We start from the raw sequence: 17,159 nt of genomic DNA, 5'->3' as shown, positions 1-17,159 counted from the left end.
GCCTTCGGACGGCGTTATATCTGTAGTTTCATAATTTAGGTTAATAATTGGTTAGTTAGTAAAAGCCTGAAGTTCCCCACTTCAGGCTTTTGTTGTTATTGGTTATCATAAATCTCTTTGCTTAACATTTTTAGTTTTGCTAAATCCTATTAACAAACGTAAAATCATCGATATAACCACTTATAAGATTTGTAAATCTTTGCGATTATCTGTAGTATTGTAGGTACACGCTAAAATGCGCGGCCTATGGTGTTTGCTTGAATGAAAGCAATTAACAATGTCGTCTATCAAGATTATATGATCAAATCTATTCGTTTTTTACTTTTAGGATTATTTCTTTGGGAGAACGTTTCTGCCCAAAAGCTTCCTACAGACTATGTCAACCCGTTTATCGGTACCAGCAATTATGGAACAACTAATCCGGGAGCTCAGGTTCCCAACGGCTTGATGAATGTTTCTCCGTTTAATGTAATGGGATCATCACTTAATGCATTTGATAAGGATGCAAGATGGTGGTCTACTCCATATGAACATAGCAACAGTTATTTTACAGGTTTTTCTCATGTTAATTTAAGTGGGGTAGGATGTCCAGACATGGGAAGTCTGTTGTTGATGCCAACCTCAGGGAAATTAGAGGTTGATTATCATCAATACGGAAGTACCTATACGCAGGAGGTTGCCCACCCCGGGTATTATAGCAATGTGTTAAAGAAATACGGTATCAAGACCGAAGTTTCAGCAACAACCCGTGTAGGTGTTTCGAAATTTACTTTTCCAAAAGGACAGGCAAATATCCTGCTTAATTTGGGCGAAGGTTTAACAAATGAAACGGGAGCAACAGTTCGTTATGTAAGTGATACCGAAATAGAAGGATCTAAGTTGTTGGGCTCTTTCTGTTACACGAATAATCAGGCTGTTTACCCAATCTTCTTTGTTATGCGGGTCAATAAAAAACCGTCAAAAAGAGGGTATTGGAAATTCCAGCGTGCCGGAGAAAAGTGGGAAAATGATTGGAATAAAGATGCCGGAAAATATAAAATTTTTACGGACTATACCGATCAGCTTTCCGGCGATGATCTTGGCGCATATTTTAGTTTTGATGTCAAAGAAAATGAAAGCTTAGAAGTACAGCTTGCCGTATCATTTGTGAGCATTGAGAACGCACGTAAAAATCTAAATGCTGAACAAGCAGATTTTAGCTTTGAAAAAACACAAAAGCACGCAGGTTCGCTTTGGAACAATGCATTGTCAAAGATACAGGTAGAAGGCGGTACCGAGGACCAAAAAACAGTGTTCTATACAGCATTATATCATGCTATGATTCATCCAAATATCTTGCAGGATGTAAACGGAGAGTATCCTGCCATGGAAAGTCGGAAGACACTTGTTGCAGATCACAATCGTTACACCGTGTTTTCGCTATGGGATACGTACCGAAATGTTCAGCCTTTAATGTCGCTGGTTTATCCCGATAAGCAGGTGGGTATGATACGTTCCATGATCGATATTTATAAGGAAAGTGGTTGGATGCCCAAATGGGAGTTGTATAGCCGAGAAAGCTATACCATGGATGGCGATCCGGCAGTTCCAGTGATCGTTGACGCATGGATGAAAGGCATTCGGGATTTTGACGTTAATACAGCTTATGAAGCGTTTCTGAAATCGGCAACGACTACGGATTCCACGAATAAAATTAGACCAGACAATGCGGACTATGTGAAGTTTGGGTATGTTCCACTGCGCGATTCATTCGATAATTCGGTATCTCATGCCATTGAATATTATGTTGCAGATTGGAACATAGCCCAATTGGCCGGTTCATTGGGGAAAACCAAAGACGCTCAGATTTTTGCTAAGCGAGCACAGGGATATAAACATTATTATTCTTCGGAGTATGGGACTTTCAGACCTATTCTTCCTAACGGCGAGTTTTTAAGTCCATTTAGCCCATTGATGGGCGCCAATTTTGAACCTAATCATGGTTTCCATGAAGGTAACGCTTGGAACTATAGTTTTGCCATACCATTTGATATACCTGGTTTGGTGAAATTGATGGGCGGAAAGCAAAAATTTGTGGATAGACTGCAGGCAACGTTTGATAAAGGGTATTTTGATGTTACCAACGAACCAGATATGCTGTATCCACATGTGTTTTCAGAAATCAAAGGAGAAGAATGGCGTACCCAAAAGCTGGTCAAAGAAATTTTAGAAAAGCATTTTACGAACAGCCCAGGGGGTATACCGGGAAATGACGATACGGGAACAATGTCTACATGGGCTTTAATGAACATGATTGGAATCTATCCTTTTTGTCCAGGTAGACCTGATTATACAGTTGTAACACCGGTATTCGACAAAGTGACCATCCAACTCGATAAGAAATATTATCCAAACGGGGACAAAGTGACGATAAGACGTCAAAAAGAGGATGCTGGTGATTATATCAAAAAGATCGTTATCGATGGAAAACTATTCAATGGATTTAAAATCAACCATCAGACTTTGGTCAATAGTAAGGATATTCTAATCGTTACTGGAAATAGATAATTAGGCAAACTAAATTGAAAAACTGATCTACACGATGAAATATATTAATTATGCGGTCTGTGCAGGCCTTTTGTCCTTAATTGGTTGCGCTTCACTAAAAAATTCCGATGAGACTTCTTATGCAGGGTATGTAAATCCTTTTATCGGAACGGATTTTACGGGCAATACATATCCTGGAGCACAATCACCTTTTGGGATGGTACAGCTCAGCCCAGATAATGGGCTGCCTGGCTGGGACCGTATTTCCGGATACTTTTATCCTGACAGTACGATTTCTGGTTTTAGCCATACACATTTAAGTGGAACCGGGGCTGGCGACTTGTACGACATATCTTTTATGCCGGTTACCTTACCTTATCATGAAGCCGCGGCTCCCTTAGGTATACATTCCAAATTTTCGCATAAAGACGAGAAGGCTCACGCTGGATACTATCAGGTAAAACTTACTGATTATGATATAAATGTAGAGCTGACAGCAACAGCACGCTGCGGTATTCAACGTTATACGTTTCCAAAAGCCGAGTCTGCTGTATTTTTAGACTTAAAGAAAGCAATGAATTGGGATGCTACCACGGATTCACACATCGAAGTGGTTGATTCTGTCACTATTCGTGGTTATCGTTTTTCGGAGGGTTGGGCAAGAGGCCAACGCGTTTATTTTGAAACTCGGTTTTCTAAGCCTTTTATGGCCGTTCATATCGATAGTTCAGCAATATTATCCAGCGCTGATACAACGGCAAAAAGTGCAAAACGAATTGGTACTGCATTCAAAGCACGTTTTGATTTCAAGACAGCAGCTGGAGAACAAGTGACTTTAAGTACGGCCCTTTCGGGTGTAAGTATGGAAGGCGCTTCCAAGAACTTAAAAGTAGAAGTTCCAAAAGATGATTTTGATTATTATTTAAAGGAGGCAGAGCAAAATTGGAATCACGAATTGGGTAGGCTAGCAATCGAGACCAAAGACAAAGAGGAGCAAGTTAAGTTCTATACAGCGTTATATCATTCTATGCTGGCACCGACAATTTTCGGTGATGTTGATGGTGCTTACATGGGGGCTGACCGGAAGGTACATCAGGCCGAAGGTTGGACCAATTATAGTACATTCTCACTTTGGGATACCTATAGGGCTTCGCATCCATTATTTACCTATATCGACCCTAGTCGGGTAAATGATATGATTAAGTCCTTCATTGCCTTTTATGAACAGCACGGTCGATTGCCCGTATGGAATATTTATGGAAGTGAAACGGATATGATGATTGGAAATCATGCCATTCCTGTCATTGTAGATGCATATTTAAAAGGAATCGGTGATTTTGACGCATCAAAAGCATTGGAAGCCTGTGTTGCCACAGTTAATATTGACAACTATCGGGGTATAGGTCTGTATAAAAAACTAGGCTATGTGCCTTATGATGTCAAAGATGAATACAATGCCGAAAACTGGTCCCTATCAAGAACACTTGAATACGCCTATGACGATCATTGCATCGCAATGATGGCCGATAAGATGGGAAAGAAAGAGATTGCGGGAACATTTTTTGCAAGAGCTCAAAATTATAAAAATGTGTATAATCCGGCTACTTCATTTATGCAACCTCGAGATAGCCATGGTAAATTTATTACTCCATTTGATGCGGAGGAATATAGTGCCCATATTTGTGAAAGTAATGCATGGCAATATTTTTGGTCTGTACAACATGATATCCTTGGATTGATTAAACTTGTTGGCGGACAAGAGCGCTTTGGACAGAAGTTAGATAGCATGTTTACATTTCATCCTTCTGACACCAGCAAACTGCCAATTTTTAGTACAGGAATGATTGGGCAATATGCACACGGTAACGAGCCGAGCCATCATGCACTCTATTTATTTAATGCGGTTGGACAGCCCTGGAAAACGCAGCAATATGCGGCAGAGGTAATGAACAAACTTTACTTGAATACACCTTCGGGATTAAGTGGAAATGATGACTGCGGGCAGATGTCGGCTTGGTATGTGTTCAGCTCATTGGGATTTTATCCTGTAGATCCCATCAGTGGAAAATACGAAATCGGTACACCTTTATTTGAAAAAGTTGAATTGAAGTTGTCCAATGGAAAGAAATTTACTGTGAAAGCTAATCATGTCAGTAAATCTAATATTTATATACAATCCATTACGATCGATGGTAAGCCTCTTGAAACAAGTTATATTACACATGAACAAATTATGTCTGGAGCGACATTGGTGCTAGAAATGGGCGAAAAACCGGGACCGGTATGGTACAAAAATAGATAGGTCTATAGGTAAATGGAGTTTCTTATGTGAAACTCCCAAATAATTAAGAGAAGCCTCCAAATGAATATTTAATCGTTTTGGAGGCTTTTTATTTTGTCGGCAGAATCAAGCTTTTATAGACAAGCTTTTGTAGAAGTAAGTCGTGCTACACAATGTTCCATTCGGGAAGAGGGCATAATTTGGGATATCTCCGACTATCGTCCAGCCACATTTTTGATACATGATATAAGCCGGGCTATCGGTTACTGTATCTAGTACCAATAGTGTCTTATTTAGATCAATGGCTATATTTTCAATGTGTTGAAGTAGATTTTGTGCGATGCCCATTCTTCGAAAGTCGGTATGGACTAACATTTTGGCTACATCTGCGCGATGTGTTTGATTTGATGGGAGGTCGATTTGCAGTTGAACAGTTCCAGCGATTCGATGCGTAAACGCATCTTTTGCAATAATCAATATTGTTTTCTGCTGCTTGACCTTGTTCAGTACTTCAGTCCAAAATCTTTTTGCCTGCTCAATTGTTAGATCTTCCATAAAACCTACGGAGGCACCTCCTTGGACAATATTAAAAGTCAGCTCTACTAGTTCAGAAATTAAGTTAATGCTAGATTCTTTGACTTCTTCAATGACAAAATCTGTATGGGAAATAGGTGAGGAACTCATGTGTTTGATTGAGGACGAGATATAGAAAAGGAATTGATCGCGATGTTATGTAAGAAAAGACATTCTGGTAACGATAGGCTTGGCTCTTCTGGTGAGAATCATATTTAAGAATCGTTACTCGTTGCGGGTGAAGGCATAATAGATGACGTATAACCAACCTAGTATTCCATGAATTAGAGCCCAAAGTATAGATTTGTTACGATCCCATGAGGTGACAACGGCAATTACGGAACCTAGTCCAATACCCGATTGTGTGATCGTCTGTGTCGTTGATTTACTTATCTCTTGACCAAATACGATATCCGCGAGTAAAATAAAGAATACGAATAATGAGAGGTGTTTCATGATGACTTTATTGAGCTCCTCTTATTTTGAGTTCTTCATTGATTTCTTTTATTCTTTTAAAATTCAGAATAACAATGGGAGATAAGGCGAAAGGAATGGCCATCAGTGCACTGAATCCTTTGCTAATTGAGGTATAAATTCCCATGCCTAATAGGATAAAAAGCATGGTTGTGAGCATCCAAGTAATTACCAGAGCAGTTTTTTTGTTGGTTTGAAGCTCTTCGTCAGTCATTCCGTTTAAAGGTCTATTATTCATATTTCGGTGGTTTATAGTCTCTAAGTTCCGTAATTCTTTTTAAGAAACAAAGTTTTCTGCGTTAAATGATGTGTGAATCTTGTTAAATATAGTCTTTTTCTTGTTTTTTTTAAAAAAGGATTAATTAAATGGCAAAAATAGTCGGTTTCGAAGGACCTTTTTTCTTAATAACACGGCATAAGGTGATTTTTATGGATTTCGTTTTTTAAAAGAGCAACCTTTTCATCTTTCAGGTAACGAACAGTTTGTGTAAGTAGGTATAAGCGTCTTGTTTTGAACAAGTAGATTGTGCGGAAAATAACGAATCTTAAAACAAAGACCACGAATATTAAACGAGATGGAAAGACTGTTTTAAAAAGCTGTTATTTGTAAAAAAAATCAAGAAATGAGAATGCTAGCTTTAATCTTTATGATATTTACCATGTGTTCCTGTAGGGGTAATTCGGAATCGGGGTACAACGAGAAAATGGCTAAGCTCTTTCATAGCTGTCGAGAAAAAATGGATGAGAGCTATGGAAAATTGCTGGAAGGCGAATATGATGTCGATAAATCAGACTATTCGTATCACATGAAATTGAATGAGGCACGCGCTTTGAGTAGCTACATAAAGGGAATAAAATGCGAAGCCTCTCAATTGAAATACAGTAAAACTGCCGAAAGTTTTCACATCGCTACAGTTGGTTATATGACCGAGATCGTTGATGGATATGGTGTTTTATTAATTAAATATATTGATGAACAGAAAAAGGGGGATCGAAAAAGTCTGTTGCGGGAGATTACTGATGAAAAAGAGAAAATTGCCGCCTTAGCTGAGTCATGTTTAGGATATCAAATAGCCTTCTTGAATCAAGCTGGAATAAAAGTCGATAGTCAAAGAGGAAAGTAGTTGAAATATATTTTAATTTTATAACAATGTTAACACTAAAAAATAAGTGGTACTTGCTTATCATTTTACCCATGATGGCATTGTCCTGTAAGAGCAAAATAGCTGCACATCAGTCAATACCCCCGTATTCATTAGCTGATACTGTGAAACCCGATTGGTATCGCGAATACTATGGTCAGGTTGTGATGATCGACAATGATTTTGTGACTCAGAAAAATGGCAGTTACTTAATAGATCTTCCTTTGCAGATCGTTCCAGATTCCACTTACGTTTTCTTTTTGAGTACTAGAATTCCAGTGGAGTTACTAAAAAGGTCAACTGAATTCTATCCCGATCTTCAACATTTTGTACTGATTGTCCCCGATTGGAGGTATTATGATGAGGTTGCCAAAGAAGCCTCGAAAAACGGAATGTGTATAGAACCTGCGACGACCAATTTTTATTATTCCATAAAAAGAGAGGATGGCGGGGTTAAAGTCGACAGCATCCGGCTTTCTGGTGAAGATAACGCGAGGTTCGATTTTGTTAAACCAATTTCCCCAAAAGACATGCTTACCGTTTATCGAAAAGAAAGTTACGGATCGGTTTGTTGCCCGCGTGACCCCAAATGGGATAACGTCGATAAAGATGAGCTCTTTCTACGTGATTTTGAACACCGCAGTCACCTGAATGTGACCAAAGGGAGGTATGTGCAGATGGAAGGGAAAGAAGGCGAAAAAAGTATCTATTATACCTTACCAGGATTATCTTCAGCACAGCGATTACAATTTTTAGTAGATAAATATGCGCAATGGATTGTCAATAAAGATATGGAGGCAAGGATGTATTTGCCACAGTTATTTACACCGCAAATTGTCCCTATGGTAACCGAAGGTTTTAACAAAATGAAAGAATTACCATAAAGTTAGCGATACCGCAATTTGGATGTTTCCGGAACAATACGTTGTTTTTTTGATGGAGATAAAGCTATTCTGTTAGCTTTATCTCGAACATTTTATCCCAGTTTTTACCGGTAACAAAGAAAGTGTTTGATCTTTTATTGTAGGCGATACCATTTAATACATCTAAATCCACATGTTGTGTTACATGTTCACGTAATTTAGATAGATCAACTAAAGCTTCCACTGTACCAGTTTTAGGGTCGATCCGTCCAATGACATCCTCCATAAAGAAATTTGCATAGATTTTTCCTTTTACCCATTCCATTTCATTGATTTGATCCACCATGGCTGTGTTCGTTGCTGCACGGATATAGTCCATTTTTGAGAAGTCATTTGGATTTAGCGTATAGATATAATCAGAACCATTGGACATGTATAAGTTTTTACCGTCAGAAGTTAAACCCCAGCCTTCCATTGGCTGAAAGTAAGGAAGTGTCTTAATAACAGAAAGGCTGTTTATATCGTATAGGTAGGCTAGATTGTTTTTATAAGTCAATTGATATAATTTTCCATTTAGTACGGTGGCACCTTCGCCAAAAATTGAATCATCCAATTCAATTTTTTTGGTGGGCTGACCCGTTTTAGGATTAACAATGCGAACACTCGATTTACCCTTATTTCCGCTAGGACCAACCCCATTCCCGGTACTTTCGATCAAATTATCCCCGTAAAACTCCAATCCTTGTGTGAAAGCTTTAATATCATGGGGGTAAATATTCACAATGCTATAGCTTAGCAAAAGTGGAGGGGTGGAAGGGAATAGATCTATATTGACTGAATTTTCTTCTCGTTTTCCATCACTAAATACGACAGCTTTAATAATTTGCTTGCCAAATTTCTCCTGTTTTAATGAGTAATTGAAAGGTTCTTTTCCGATTACTTGACCAATCTTTTTATCGTTTATAGCGTAAATAACAGAGTCTATTTTGGACGTTTTTTCGCTACCCATCTTTAAGATCAGATCCTCGCCCTGCGTATAGCTCTGTTTAATGTTGTCAAAGGTAAATGTCGGATTTTTATCGGCATATTCGGGCTGGGAGCTTGAAGTTGTATCGTTACTTTTATTTCCGGTACAACTGCCCAAAATGGTGCCAATAACGAAACAAATGAGGTAAGATTTTTTGTGCATTGATAGAGGGTGCTTGATTAATTATCCGCTAATAAACTAGAAAACGAGTTGATTATAAATAGCTGTTGCTGTAATACTCGTTTCTCAAACTTAGATAAATTGTTTTTTATATGCAATTCAATTGCTGATCAATACAAAAGATAATTTGTCTGTGAAAGAAAAAAATGAACAATTACATGCTAGCCGATTGTTATAAAGGTATGGAAAGATTATATTTTACTGGAACGAGCGGTATCCTTTTGCCTTACAAGAATAAAAGCTACTATCCTGAGGAGTTTCAGGATAAAAGTCGATTGGCTGTATATAGCTTATTATTTAATTCATTGGAAGTAAACAGTTCTTTTTATAAAATCCCCAGAGAAGAAACCGTCAGAAGATGGTCCGAAGAAACGACCGATAATTTTCGTTTTACGTTTAAACTATGGAAAGGAATTACACATCAAAATGAACTCAAATTTGATCCAGAGGATGTCGCCAGATTTCTATCCGTTATTGACGCTGTCGGCCAAAAGAAAGGGTGTTTGCTCATACAATTACCACCATCTTTTAAATTTGCTTCTATTGGATTGCTTGCTGAATTGCTGGATTGTATTGCTCAGGACAAGAGAAGTGAAGGGTGGCCGATCTGTGTAGAATTTAGGGATCCCGTTTGGTATAGGGAAGAAACTTCTGAACTTTTAAAATCTTATAATATGAATCTGGTTATTCATGATAAGAATATGCAAGGTATGCGTCTTCAATACGCAGATGCAAATGCAAACATAATCTATATGCGATTCCATGGCCCAAATGGTGACTATAAGGGAAGCTATACGGACGACATATTGTTTGAATACAGCACCTATATTAACGACTGGATTGCAGAGGGAAAAGAAGTCTATACTTATTTTAATAATACAATCGGAGCGGCACTGTCTAATCTGAATACATTAGCCAAGTATATCACAGCGAGCAAAATATTTCCTGCTTAAAAAGTCTGTTTTTTAAAGTGCACTGCCACGGATATATTCAGTTCCCATGTAGCCGTCCCAGCCTTCATGTTCACGCATAATCCGCTGATAAGCTGCGGTCAATGCCCCAACCTTCGTAAATAAGGGAATACCTCTCCGGATGCAGTCGTGATCAGCGTAAGTCCCGGCATTATCGTACCATTGTAGCCACGCAAGTAATTCTTGTCTCTTCATAAGCGTTAATCTATCGAATAGCGTCTTATCTTTTAAGCTCATAAGCTGATAACGCCAATCCTTGCGATGCGATTCCATGGCTAGAATTTTTGGAAGCTGATGCGCTATGATCTGTTTAATAAGAGATTCCATAATTTGAAATTTTAGTTGTTAAAGATGAGTTGTGCATGCGCATTCGAAAAGTCATTATAGCTTCTTTTCATGTGGATGCGCAGGATTTCTTTATGTATATATGCGACAGCCTTTAATTTGGAAAGCTGCTGCACGCCATTTTCAATACATTTGCGATCTGTATAGTTTCCTTTTGGATCATGCCATTGCAGCCAATCAAGGAGTATTTCTCTTTCTAGTTTCTCGAGTCTCTGATGTAAGCCGACTAATTCACTTTCCCGAAGTTGTTCGCGCCAGTCAGACCAGATCGGACCTGACACTATACCTCGCTTCTCTTTAAATTTGTTTTCCATGTTTTACGTCGAATTTGAAGATCTAAAATTTGTTAGATGACTAGCTTACTGATAATAGCATTACCAAGTTTACTTTTCATAAATAGCTCAATTTGTTTCAGCAATTTTGGACTTACTTCGGGAACTCTTTCTAAATCTCGTATAAACCACTTCTGAATAACAGGCGTTTGTTTGGAACTTTGGTCAAATTTAACTAGTTCAGCCCGTGAGGATTTTCCAGCAGGATCGTAATATGACCACAGTACAATGAAAATCGTATTCGGATCTTCATCGGGATAGGGGGTATGAAAGCGAACGATGTCACCTACATGTAAATCCTTATTGTCATATGCTGCGCTGTGTTCCATAAAAAGCGTTGTCTAAAACTGATATTCAAATATACTAAAAATATTAGTATTGCAAATTTTTTGCTAAAAATTTTATACTTTATCTAAGATGCCGTTGTTTTTTATAGTTGGGGGCATGTCTTAGTGATTTGTGCTTTTACTTCGATTTTATTGTTTTTATGGGATTGAATTTCAATATCTTATCTTGTGGGTAGAAAAGGTAGACAAATATAAAGGGGAACTATTCGAAGGGAATTTTGTTAAGGCTGCGCATGGGGATAATACCTAGGTAAAAAGTAGATGCGTTAGCGCGAGTTTTATGCTTCAGAACTTCACTTGTTGTAACATTCTTCTCAAAATTTCGGTAATTTGACCTTAAAGACATAATATGGCAACTCTACCTTATCAACTCCCTTATTCCATTGATGGTCTTTAAAGAGCTGTGCACAAGAGAAATAAAGGTATCCATCTCCGCTGATGCCCATAGAATCGGGCCATAGTATTCGGGAGTCCCGTACCAGGGTATTCACATTTCCATCAGGATTTAAATATTTAATACTATAGTCTATTGACGATGTTAGGTAAATATTTCCATCAATGTCTGCTAGTAAGCCATGCGTGATTCCGACTTCTCCTTTGTCTTTCACTTTTGCCTCCAATTCTTGATCCGTCAGCCTTTTGTTTGCTAAAAATTCTGTTGCAATACAATACAGATGGGTTTGATTGATCGGTTTGAAATATAAATATTTAAAGTCGTGACTCAATGCTATGCTATTCACGTTGGAAGAAAAAGGCTTTCCATTTTCATTGCGCATTTCAATTCCATTATAGCTTAATATTACATCAGGATCAGCCAGCGTAAAACGGCTTCCAGTTAAAGCCTTTCTAGTCTGTCCAGTTTTAAGGTCTAAAATAATGATGGCCGCTTGGCCGGGATCGGAGAGATAGGCTAAATTTCGCTTGTGGTCAATGCGCATATCATTTAAACCTGATTTGGTTTTATCAAGGTCGTCGAAACGATAAATATGCTCAATTTTATTTTTTTTTGTATCGATTTTTAACAATTTAAATTGGCCTTGAGTTGATTTTTCATCTTTTCCAAAAATTGATCCGGCCGAAGATGGTTTAGAATCCAATACCCAGAGATTGTCCTCGGTATCGACAAATATATCCTGAACATTTACAAAGTGGGAATTCTCTTTTCCTTTTAAATTCCATTCTTCATTTGGATAAGGAACAGGTTTTCCATTGATGATTTCAGTAAGTGCATACTGATAATTTTTCGCTTGTTTTGGGAAGGAAACAAATAATCGATTGTTGGAGGTAACGCTCACACCGATCGGACGGTACGGACCTAAGGCTGCTGCGACCTCCAGTTTCGAGGCTGTAGTATTATTGACTTGTGCCAGCATAGTGAGAAAAAAGATGTGACAGAATAAAAAACTTAATATGAGCCGTGTTCGCATATTCTTGTTATAATTTAACCTAACTATATTGCTTTTGACTGTTCCCACTAAGTAATAAAGGGGGATTTTTAGCTTCATAGAGAGACCGCGCTCTCATAGAAGAACCTTCTATTCTCAATTATTGTTTGTCCTTTTCTCCAAATAATACTTTTTTACACTGCTCAGCATATCGTACGACTAATGCCGATACGAATCCACTTGGATTTAATTTTCTGAGCGACTAGAAAAGTTGGGATTGGTCTCGGTGATTAAAAAAGGGGGTGATTTACGAACAAATTTCTTGCAAGAGCTTTTCAATCTCCTGTGCATGTGTAACTGTCATAAAATGTCCCGCACCCTTAATGATAAAGTTGGGCTTTACATTTTTGATGGGGATAATACGATCGCTACTACCGTGTATATGAATTAAATTGTCCGGAACCGAATTGTTTTTCCATTGTAGAATTTGATGTATTGCCCAGGCCATAAAGATTGGATCTGTATCCTTTAGGATTTGTTTTAGCAGTAAGGAATCTTCTTTGCAGCGTATACCAAAAAAATAATCCGACAGAAAGCTATGGGTCTTGAGCAATGAATTAGGGACAAACACGTTCAGCTTGAGTCTACCCGCTAATCGATACAGTACGGGTAATTCATACCGTCCTTTGGCCGAAGCTAGCAGAATAACTCGTTGAACAGTTATAATTTTGGCAATTTCCATTGCAAGCATTCCTCCGAAAGAAAGCCCAATGAGGACGGGGTTCTTTGCGGTAATTTTAGTCGATATTCTTTTTGCATAAATAGAAAGTGGTTCATTGGAGCTTGGTGTAATCCAATCCAGATAGGTTATATCAAGCGAGCCAAAGTCTATCTTGCTGAATACACGTTGATCTACACCCAAACCGCTGATGACATATATTTTGGTTGCGGTGATTTTCATTTAATCAAGTGTTTGTATCCATTTGTGGAGACAAGTTACTGAATTATCGCTATAAAACAGGGGCAAAAAATTGATTCGAAAATCAATTTTTTGCCCCTGTTTTATACTATTGAATAACGTAATTTTAATCCACCTAATCGCGCGAGCTTACTAAGATAAGCTCGCCAAGCTCTTAGCTTCAAAAGTCGATAATTCGTTGTATTTTTCGGCCTTTACTTTCTTCACCCAATTCGGGTCTTGCAAGATCGCCCTGCCTACAGCTACAAGGTCAAAATCGCCACGTTCATAACGACGGACAAGTTCGTCCAGTGAAGCGGGAGAGGACTTGAACTCAGAATTTGTAAATACTTCACCAAAGTCTTTGTCAAGACCTACAGATCCAACCGTGATTGTGGGCTGTCCTGAGATCTTTTTGAGCCATCCAGCAAAATTTAAGTCACTGCCTTCAAATTCCGGCTCCCAATAACGACGTTGGCTTCCATGAAAAATGTCGACACCGGCATCCGTCAATGGTAGGATCCAATCTTCCATCGCTGCAGGGGTAGCGGCAAGCTTGGCTGTATAGTCCTGCTGTTTCCATTGTGATAAACGTAGAATAATCACAAAATCAGGTCCGACCGCTTTTCGCATTGCTTTTACGACCTCAACGGCGAATTTAGAACGCTCCTTAATTGTTTTTCCACCAAATTCGTCTGTTCTGTGGTTCATCCCTTCCCAGAAAAATTGGTCGATCAGATAACCATGGGCCCCATGGATTTCAAAAGCATCAAAACCGAGGTCTTTTGCAGATTTTGCAGCGTCAGCGTAAGCCTGTATTGTGGCCTCTATATCCGCTAATGTCATTGTATCTGGGCTTTCAAACGCAGCAGGCGGAGTCCATTGCATTGGGGTATAACCAACATGCCATAGTTGAGGGGCTATTTTTCCGCCTTTTTCGTGCACAGCATCGACGATATTTTTCCAGCCGTCCAATGCTTGGTCACCGTAAAAGTTTGGAATATCCTTTAAATTCTTTGATGAAGGTCTTTCAATAACTGTACCTTCCGTCAAAATTAAACCAACATCTCCCGCGGCACGACGCTCGTAATAACCCGCTACAGCGCTGTCGGGAATCCCATCCTTAGAAAATGCTCTCGTCATGGGCGCCATTACAAAGCGGTTTTTGAGTGTTAAATTTTTATACTCAAATGGATTAAAAAGTGTTTGTATGCTCATTTTTCTTGTTTTAAATCGTGAATCTTCACAAAGATATTTTAAATAGTGTATATTTGTAACTATTATTGGTATAAACTAGTTACCTTTGCGTAACTATTTTGAATATATTCAAATGAAAAGGACTGAATTTAAAAGTTGTTCTTGCGCGATGCAGCGTTCTATGGCAATTTTAGGTACCCGATGGAAGCCCGTGATTATCTATACTTTGCGCGATCGAAAAGCCCGATTTGGCCAATTGGATGCGCTTATCGAAAACATTTCTCGGAAAGTCCTTACCAGTTCATTAAAAGAATTGGAAGAGGATGGTGTAATTTTGAGAGAAGGGTACAGGGAGCTTCCGCCACGTGTAGAGTATTCTTTGACAGAAAAAGGCAAGGCATTAATACCTATTATGTGCCAATTGGCAAAATGGAATGAAGCCTACTATCAAGAGCCTGTGTCAACTGAATTGATCGCGTAGAAATTACAATCTAAATACATAGATCTTACTTCGTATTTACGCCAATCGCTATCGAATGGAATAGTATCGCGTCAACCGGTTTGGCCTGTACGTTTTCTATCGCTTGCCAGCGCGGGATTGTTGATCACAATAAATGAAATTTTCATATTTATTTAAAATTTAAGTAATATTGAATTGTGAAAAACAAGGTAAACCAAGAATTTAGCAAGCAAGATTTTTTAAAATCTTTTCGAGAGGGCAGAAGGGATGGTTTACAGTTTTTGTACAAAACTTTCTATAGTCCAATGTGCTATTTTTTAGAAAAGATGAACCTCGATAAAGGTACCATCGAAGAAATAGTGCAGGATGTATTTTTAAAGCTTTGGGAGCGCCGGATTGATTTTGATCATGTTGAATCAATCCGTGGTTTTCTCTATACAAGTTGTAGAAACACCGCTTTAAACAGGATTCAACAAGAGAATAGGATTCAACAAAAAACCAATTTTTATACGTCACAAGTTGATCTGGTCGATTTACCGATCAGCCATCAAATGATCTATATGGAAACGCTTCGAACGATCCATGATGCCATTGATACGCTGCCTGAGCAGTGTAAGCAAGTGATGCGTAAGTTGATTGTTGAAGATCTAAGCCCACAGGAAGCAGCAATCTCCTTAGGACTAACCACTAGTACGATCTACAATCAAAAGAAAAGGGGAATTGAACTTTTGAGATTAAGACTCAAGCCTGACCAGTTTTTTTGCCTACTTTTGCTTTTACTCTATTATTAGAAAATTTATACTTCTGATACATAGGTTTTTGTAAAAATATCTACCATCTTTTTAGAGAAACGAAATCAAAATATTGTTTTAAGGATATAGAGCAATATGGAACAAATACCCCAACATATCATTTATTTACTGAGCAAATCCAAGCTGGAAGGATTGCGCGATGACGAAAAATTGCAGTTGGACTTATGGAGGTCCGAAAAGGCTGCAAATAAGGGGCTATGTGATCTTATTGACAACAAAGATCAAATGCAAGCGGATTTAGATGGGATAGCCCGTTATGATTGGGAGGAGTCATTTGCCCTCTTTGAACAAGATTACCTCAATACATCATACACTAAACCTTTTTATAAACGCTTGTGGTCTTACGGTATTGCAGCAGTACTGATTGGATTATTGGTGTTATTTTTTATCCATAATCTTTCGGATATGGTATATCAGGAGACTCCGGATAAAGATATTCAACCCGCTCAAATGACGGGGGTAGTTCGTCTGGGAGATGGACATTCAATTTCGATGGTTCCCGGAGATACTTTATTATCGTTTGCTGCTCCCATGAAAAATAAATCCAGCCAGACGGATAGCTTATTCGCGACAACACCCAAAGGGGGAAAAATGACCATGGTATTACCTGATGGAACCAAAGTATGGATGAATGCCAAAACGCAGTTAGATTACTATGAAGTAGATAGCATGCGAGAAGTTCGTTTAGTGGGAGAGGCTTACTTCGAAGTTGCCAAGAAACATTTGCCGTGGGGAGGTGAGGTCCCAAAACTGAAACCTTTCGTGGTACAAGCAGGGAAGATCAATATCTCCGTATTGGGGACTCATTTTTATGTGAAATCAACCAAGAATCTAGAAGACTTTAGAGCGACATTATACGAAGGTAAAGTTCGGGTTCGACAAGGCGACAGGCAAATTATACTGTTGCCAGGAGAAGAATCTTATATCAAACTTGGTCAGATCGAACGACGGATAATTGATCTCGACCTGCGTAATGCATTGAAAGACGGATATTTTGTGTTCAATTCGGAGACTTTAGGGGTTATTATGGATGAGTTGGCGTCTTGGTATAACGTGGATGTCGTCTATCTCGATAACCAAATAAAATCGGAAAAATTTGAAGCGATGTTGTCGCGTAACAGCAGCCTGAAAGATATCATCAATGTACTGGAGAGTACAAGGAAAATTAAATTTAAATTTAAAGGAAAGACCATTTATGTAGACAAAACAACCTAAATGAAAAGAAGAAACCCTAAACGCTTGCAACATTTAGGGCTTCAGATCAAGTAATTCTAACTGTAACAGAA

Annotated in this window: 18 protein-coding genes; 8 read left to right on the top strand and 10 right to left on the bottom strand. The window is 38.5% G+C overall.

Going from position 1 to position 17,159, the window contains the following annotated elements; translation table 11 throughout:
- Positions 1 to 261 precede the first annotated feature (261 nt).
- Entirely contained in the window at positions 262 to 2,547 is a 2,286-nt protein-coding gene (locus HS960_RS12415) for a GH92 family glycosyl hydrolase (protein WP_202883790.1), read from the top strand.
- 34 nt (positions 2,548 to 2,581) lie between these two features.
- Positions 2,582 to 4,828: a GH92 family glycosyl hydrolase gene (locus tag HS960_RS12410; protein WP_182332873.1), complete on the top strand. Its 2,247-nt coding sequence runs from the start codon at positions 2,582 to 2,584 to the stop codon at positions 4,826 to 4,828.
- 105 nt (positions 4,829 to 4,933) lie between these two features.
- Here HS960_RS12410 and HS960_RS12405 read toward each other — a convergent pair whose 3' ends face one another.
- From HS960_RS12405 to HS960_RS12395, 3 genes are all read right to left on the bottom strand, one after another.
- Positions 4,934 to 5,491: a GNAT family N-acetyltransferase gene (locus tag HS960_RS12405; protein WP_159728970.1), complete on the bottom strand. Its 558-nt coding sequence runs from the start codon at positions 5,489 to 5,491 to the stop codon at positions 4,934 to 4,936.
- Between the two features lie 114 nt (positions 5,492 to 5,605).
- Positions 5,606 to 5,836 carry a hypothetical protein gene (locus HS960_RS12400; protein WP_182332872.1) on the bottom strand — a complete coding sequence of 77 codons (231 nt, stop codon included), beginning with the start codon at positions 5,834 to 5,836 and terminating at the stop codon, positions 5,606 to 5,608.
- 7 nt (positions 5,837 to 5,843) lie between these two features.
- The gene (locus HS960_RS12395; protein ID WP_088160902.1) at positions 5,844 to 6,092 is read right to left on the bottom strand and encodes a redox-active disulfide protein 2; all 249 of its coding nucleotides are present in this window, start codon (positions 6,090 to 6,092) and stop codon (positions 5,844 to 5,846) included.
- Positions 6,093 to 6,477: 385 nt separating this feature from the next.
- Between HS960_RS12395 and HS960_RS12390 the strand changes: the two genes are divergently transcribed.
- Together HS960_RS12390 and HS960_RS12385 are read left to right on the top strand one after the other, a co-directional pair.
- On the top strand, positions 6,478 to 6,978 hold the full coding sequence (locus tag HS960_RS12390) for a hypothetical protein (protein ID WP_182332870.1): 501 nt from the start codon (positions 6,478 to 6,480) through the stop codon (positions 6,976 to 6,978).
- Positions 6,979 to 7,004: 26 nt separating this feature from the next.
- Positions 7,005 to 7,880 (top strand): hypothetical protein, encoded by an 876-nt coding sequence (locus HS960_RS12385; protein WP_182332868.1) that lies wholly within the window; start codon positions 7,005 to 7,007, stop codon positions 7,878 to 7,880.
- A 64-nt stretch (positions 7,881 to 7,944) separates the two neighbouring features.
- On the opposite strand, the gene HS960_RS12380 is transcribed toward HS960_RS12385, so the two are convergent.
- Positions 7,945 to 9,048 (bottom strand): glutaminyl-peptide cyclotransferase, encoded by a 1,104-nt coding sequence (locus tag HS960_RS12380; RefSeq protein ID WP_182332866.1) that lies wholly within the window; start codon positions 9,046 to 9,048, stop codon positions 7,945 to 7,947.
- Between the two features lie 200 nt (positions 9,049 to 9,248).
- Here HS960_RS12380 and HS960_RS12375 point away from each other — a divergent pair, with 200 nt between their 5' ends.
- On the top strand, positions 9,249 to 10,019 hold the full coding sequence (locus HS960_RS12375; protein ID WP_182332864.1) for a DUF72 domain-containing protein: 771 nt from the start codon (positions 9,249 to 9,251) through the stop codon (positions 10,017 to 10,019).
- A 12-nt stretch (positions 10,020 to 10,031) separates the two neighbouring features.
- Here the strand turns inward: HS960_RS12375 and HS960_RS12370 are convergent, their stop codons facing one another.
- The 6 genes from HS960_RS12370 to HS960_RS12345 all read right to left on the bottom strand — a co-directional run bounded on the left by HS960_RS12370 (position 10,032) and on the right by HS960_RS12345 (position 14,622).
- The gene (locus HS960_RS12370) at positions 10,032 to 10,364 is read right to left on the bottom strand and encodes a hypothetical protein (protein WP_182332862.1); all 333 of its coding nucleotides are present in this window, start codon (positions 10,362 to 10,364) and stop codon (positions 10,032 to 10,034) included.
- A gap of 11 nt (positions 10,365 to 10,375) precedes the next feature.
- Positions 10,376 to 10,696 (bottom strand): hypothetical protein, encoded by a 321-nt coding sequence (locus HS960_RS12365; RefSeq protein WP_182332860.1) that lies wholly within the window; start codon positions 10,694 to 10,696, stop codon positions 10,376 to 10,378.
- A 32-nt stretch (positions 10,697 to 10,728) separates the two neighbouring features.
- Positions 10,729 to 11,043 (bottom strand): hypothetical protein, encoded by a 315-nt coding sequence (locus tag HS960_RS12360; RefSeq protein ID WP_159728960.1) that lies wholly within the window; start codon positions 11,041 to 11,043, stop codon positions 10,729 to 10,731.
- A 332-nt stretch (positions 11,044 to 11,375) separates the two neighbouring features.
- On the bottom strand, positions 11,376 to 12,434 hold the full coding sequence (locus tag HS960_RS12355) for a major royal jelly family protein (protein ID WP_228280313.1): 1,059 nt from the start codon (positions 12,432 to 12,434) through the stop codon (positions 11,376 to 11,378).
- 319 nt (positions 12,435 to 12,753) lie between these two features.
- Positions 12,754 to 13,407: an alpha/beta hydrolase gene (locus HS960_RS12350; RefSeq protein ID WP_182332856.1), complete on the bottom strand. Its 654-nt coding sequence runs from the start codon at positions 13,405 to 13,407 to the stop codon at positions 12,754 to 12,756.
- A 150-nt stretch (positions 13,408 to 13,557) separates the two neighbouring features.
- Positions 13,558 to 14,622, bottom strand: coding sequence for an NADH:flavin oxidoreductase (locus HS960_RS12345; protein ID WP_182332854.1), 1,065 nt, complete (start codon positions 14,620 to 14,622; stop codon positions 13,558 to 13,560).
- A 112-nt stretch (positions 14,623 to 14,734) separates the two neighbouring features.
- On the opposite strand from HS960_RS12345, the gene HS960_RS12340 reads away from it, so the two are divergent.
- The 3 genes from HS960_RS12340 to HS960_RS12330 all read left to right on the top strand — a co-directional run bounded on the left by HS960_RS12340 (position 14,735) and on the right by HS960_RS12330 (position 17,088).
- Entirely contained in the window at positions 14,735 to 15,082 is a 348-nt protein-coding gene (locus HS960_RS12340) for a winged helix-turn-helix transcriptional regulator (RefSeq protein WP_200845602.1), read from the top strand.
- 176 nt (positions 15,083 to 15,258) lie between these two features.
- On the top strand, positions 15,259 to 15,852 hold the full coding sequence (locus HS960_RS12335; RefSeq protein ID WP_227550350.1) for an RNA polymerase sigma factor: 594 nt from the start codon (positions 15,259 to 15,261) through the stop codon (positions 15,850 to 15,852).
- Positions 15,853 to 15,948: 96 nt separating this feature from the next.
- Entirely contained in the window at positions 15,949 to 17,088 is a 1,140-nt protein-coding gene (locus HS960_RS12330) for a FecR family protein (protein WP_182332852.1), read from the top strand.
- Positions 17,089 to 17,159 lie beyond the last annotated feature (71 nt).

The organism is Sphingobacterium paramultivorum, assembly GCF_014109745.1.
Taxonomy (GTDB): domain Bacteria; phylum Bacteroidota; class Bacteroidia; order Sphingobacteriales; family Sphingobacteriaceae; genus Sphingobacterium; species Sphingobacterium paramultivorum.
Note: the sequence above shows the minus strand (reverse complement) of the source record. Positions and strands in the feature narration are given on the sequence as shown.

Coding starts and splice junctions, on each gene's coding strand:
- HS960_RS12385 (WP_182332868.1), top strand. CDS start 7,005: ATGTTAACACTAAAAAATAAGTGGTACTTGCTTATCATTTTACCCATG.
- HS960_RS12375 (WP_182332864.1), top strand. CDS start 9,249: ATGGAAAGATTATATTTTACTGGAACGAGCGGTATCCTTTTGCCTTAC.
- HS960_RS12410 (WP_182332873.1), top strand. CDS start 2,582: ATGAAATATATTAATTATGCGGTCTGTGCAGGCCTTTTGTCCTTAATT.
- HS960_RS12365 (WP_182332860.1), bottom strand. CDS start 10,696: ATGGAAAACAAATTTAAAGAGAAGCGAGGTATAGTGTCAGGTCCGATC.
- HS960_RS12330 (WP_182332852.1), top strand. CDS start 15,949: ATGGAACAAATACCCCAACATATCATTTATTTACTGAGCAAATCCAAG.
- HS960_RS12340 (WP_200845602.1), top strand. CDS start 14,735: ATGAAAAGGACTGAATTTAAAAGTTGTTCTTGCGCGATGCAGCGTTCT.
- HS960_RS12380 (WP_182332866.1), bottom strand. CDS start 9,048: ATGCACAAAAAATCTTACCTCATTTGTTTCGTTATTGGCACCATTTTG.
- HS960_RS12370 (WP_182332862.1), bottom strand. CDS start 10,364: ATGGAATCTCTTATTAAACAGATCATAGCGCATCAGCTTCCAAAAATT.
- HS960_RS12345 (WP_182332854.1), bottom strand. CDS start 14,622: ATGAGCATACAAACACTTTTTAATCCATTTGAGTATAAAAATTTAACA.
- HS960_RS12415 (WP_202883790.1), top strand. CDS start 262: ATGAAAGCAATTAACAATGTCGTCTATCAAGATTATATGATCAAATCT.
- HS960_RS12360 (WP_159728960.1), bottom strand. CDS start 11,043: ATGGAACACAGCGCAGCATATGACAATAAGGATTTACATGTAGGTGAC.
- HS960_RS12400 (WP_182332872.1), bottom strand. CDS start 5,836: ATGAAACACCTCTCATTATTCGTATTCTTTATTTTACTCGCGGATATC.
- HS960_RS12390 (WP_182332870.1), top strand. CDS start 6,478: ATGAGAATGCTAGCTTTAATCTTTATGATATTTACCATGTGTTCCTGT.
- HS960_RS12405 (WP_159728970.1), bottom strand. CDS start 5,491: ATGAGTTCCTCACCTATTTCCCATACAGATTTTGTCATTGAAGAAGTC.
- HS960_RS12395 (WP_088160902.1), bottom strand. CDS start 6,092: ATGAATAATAGACCTTTAAACGGAATGACTGACGAAGAGCTTCAAACC.
- HS960_RS12350 (WP_182332856.1), bottom strand. CDS start 13,407: ATGAAAATCACCGCAACCAAAATATATGTCATCAGCGGTTTGGGTGTA.
- HS960_RS12355 (WP_228280313.1), bottom strand. CDS start 12,434: ATGCTGGCACAAGTCAATAATACTACAGCCTCGAAACTGGAGGTCGCA.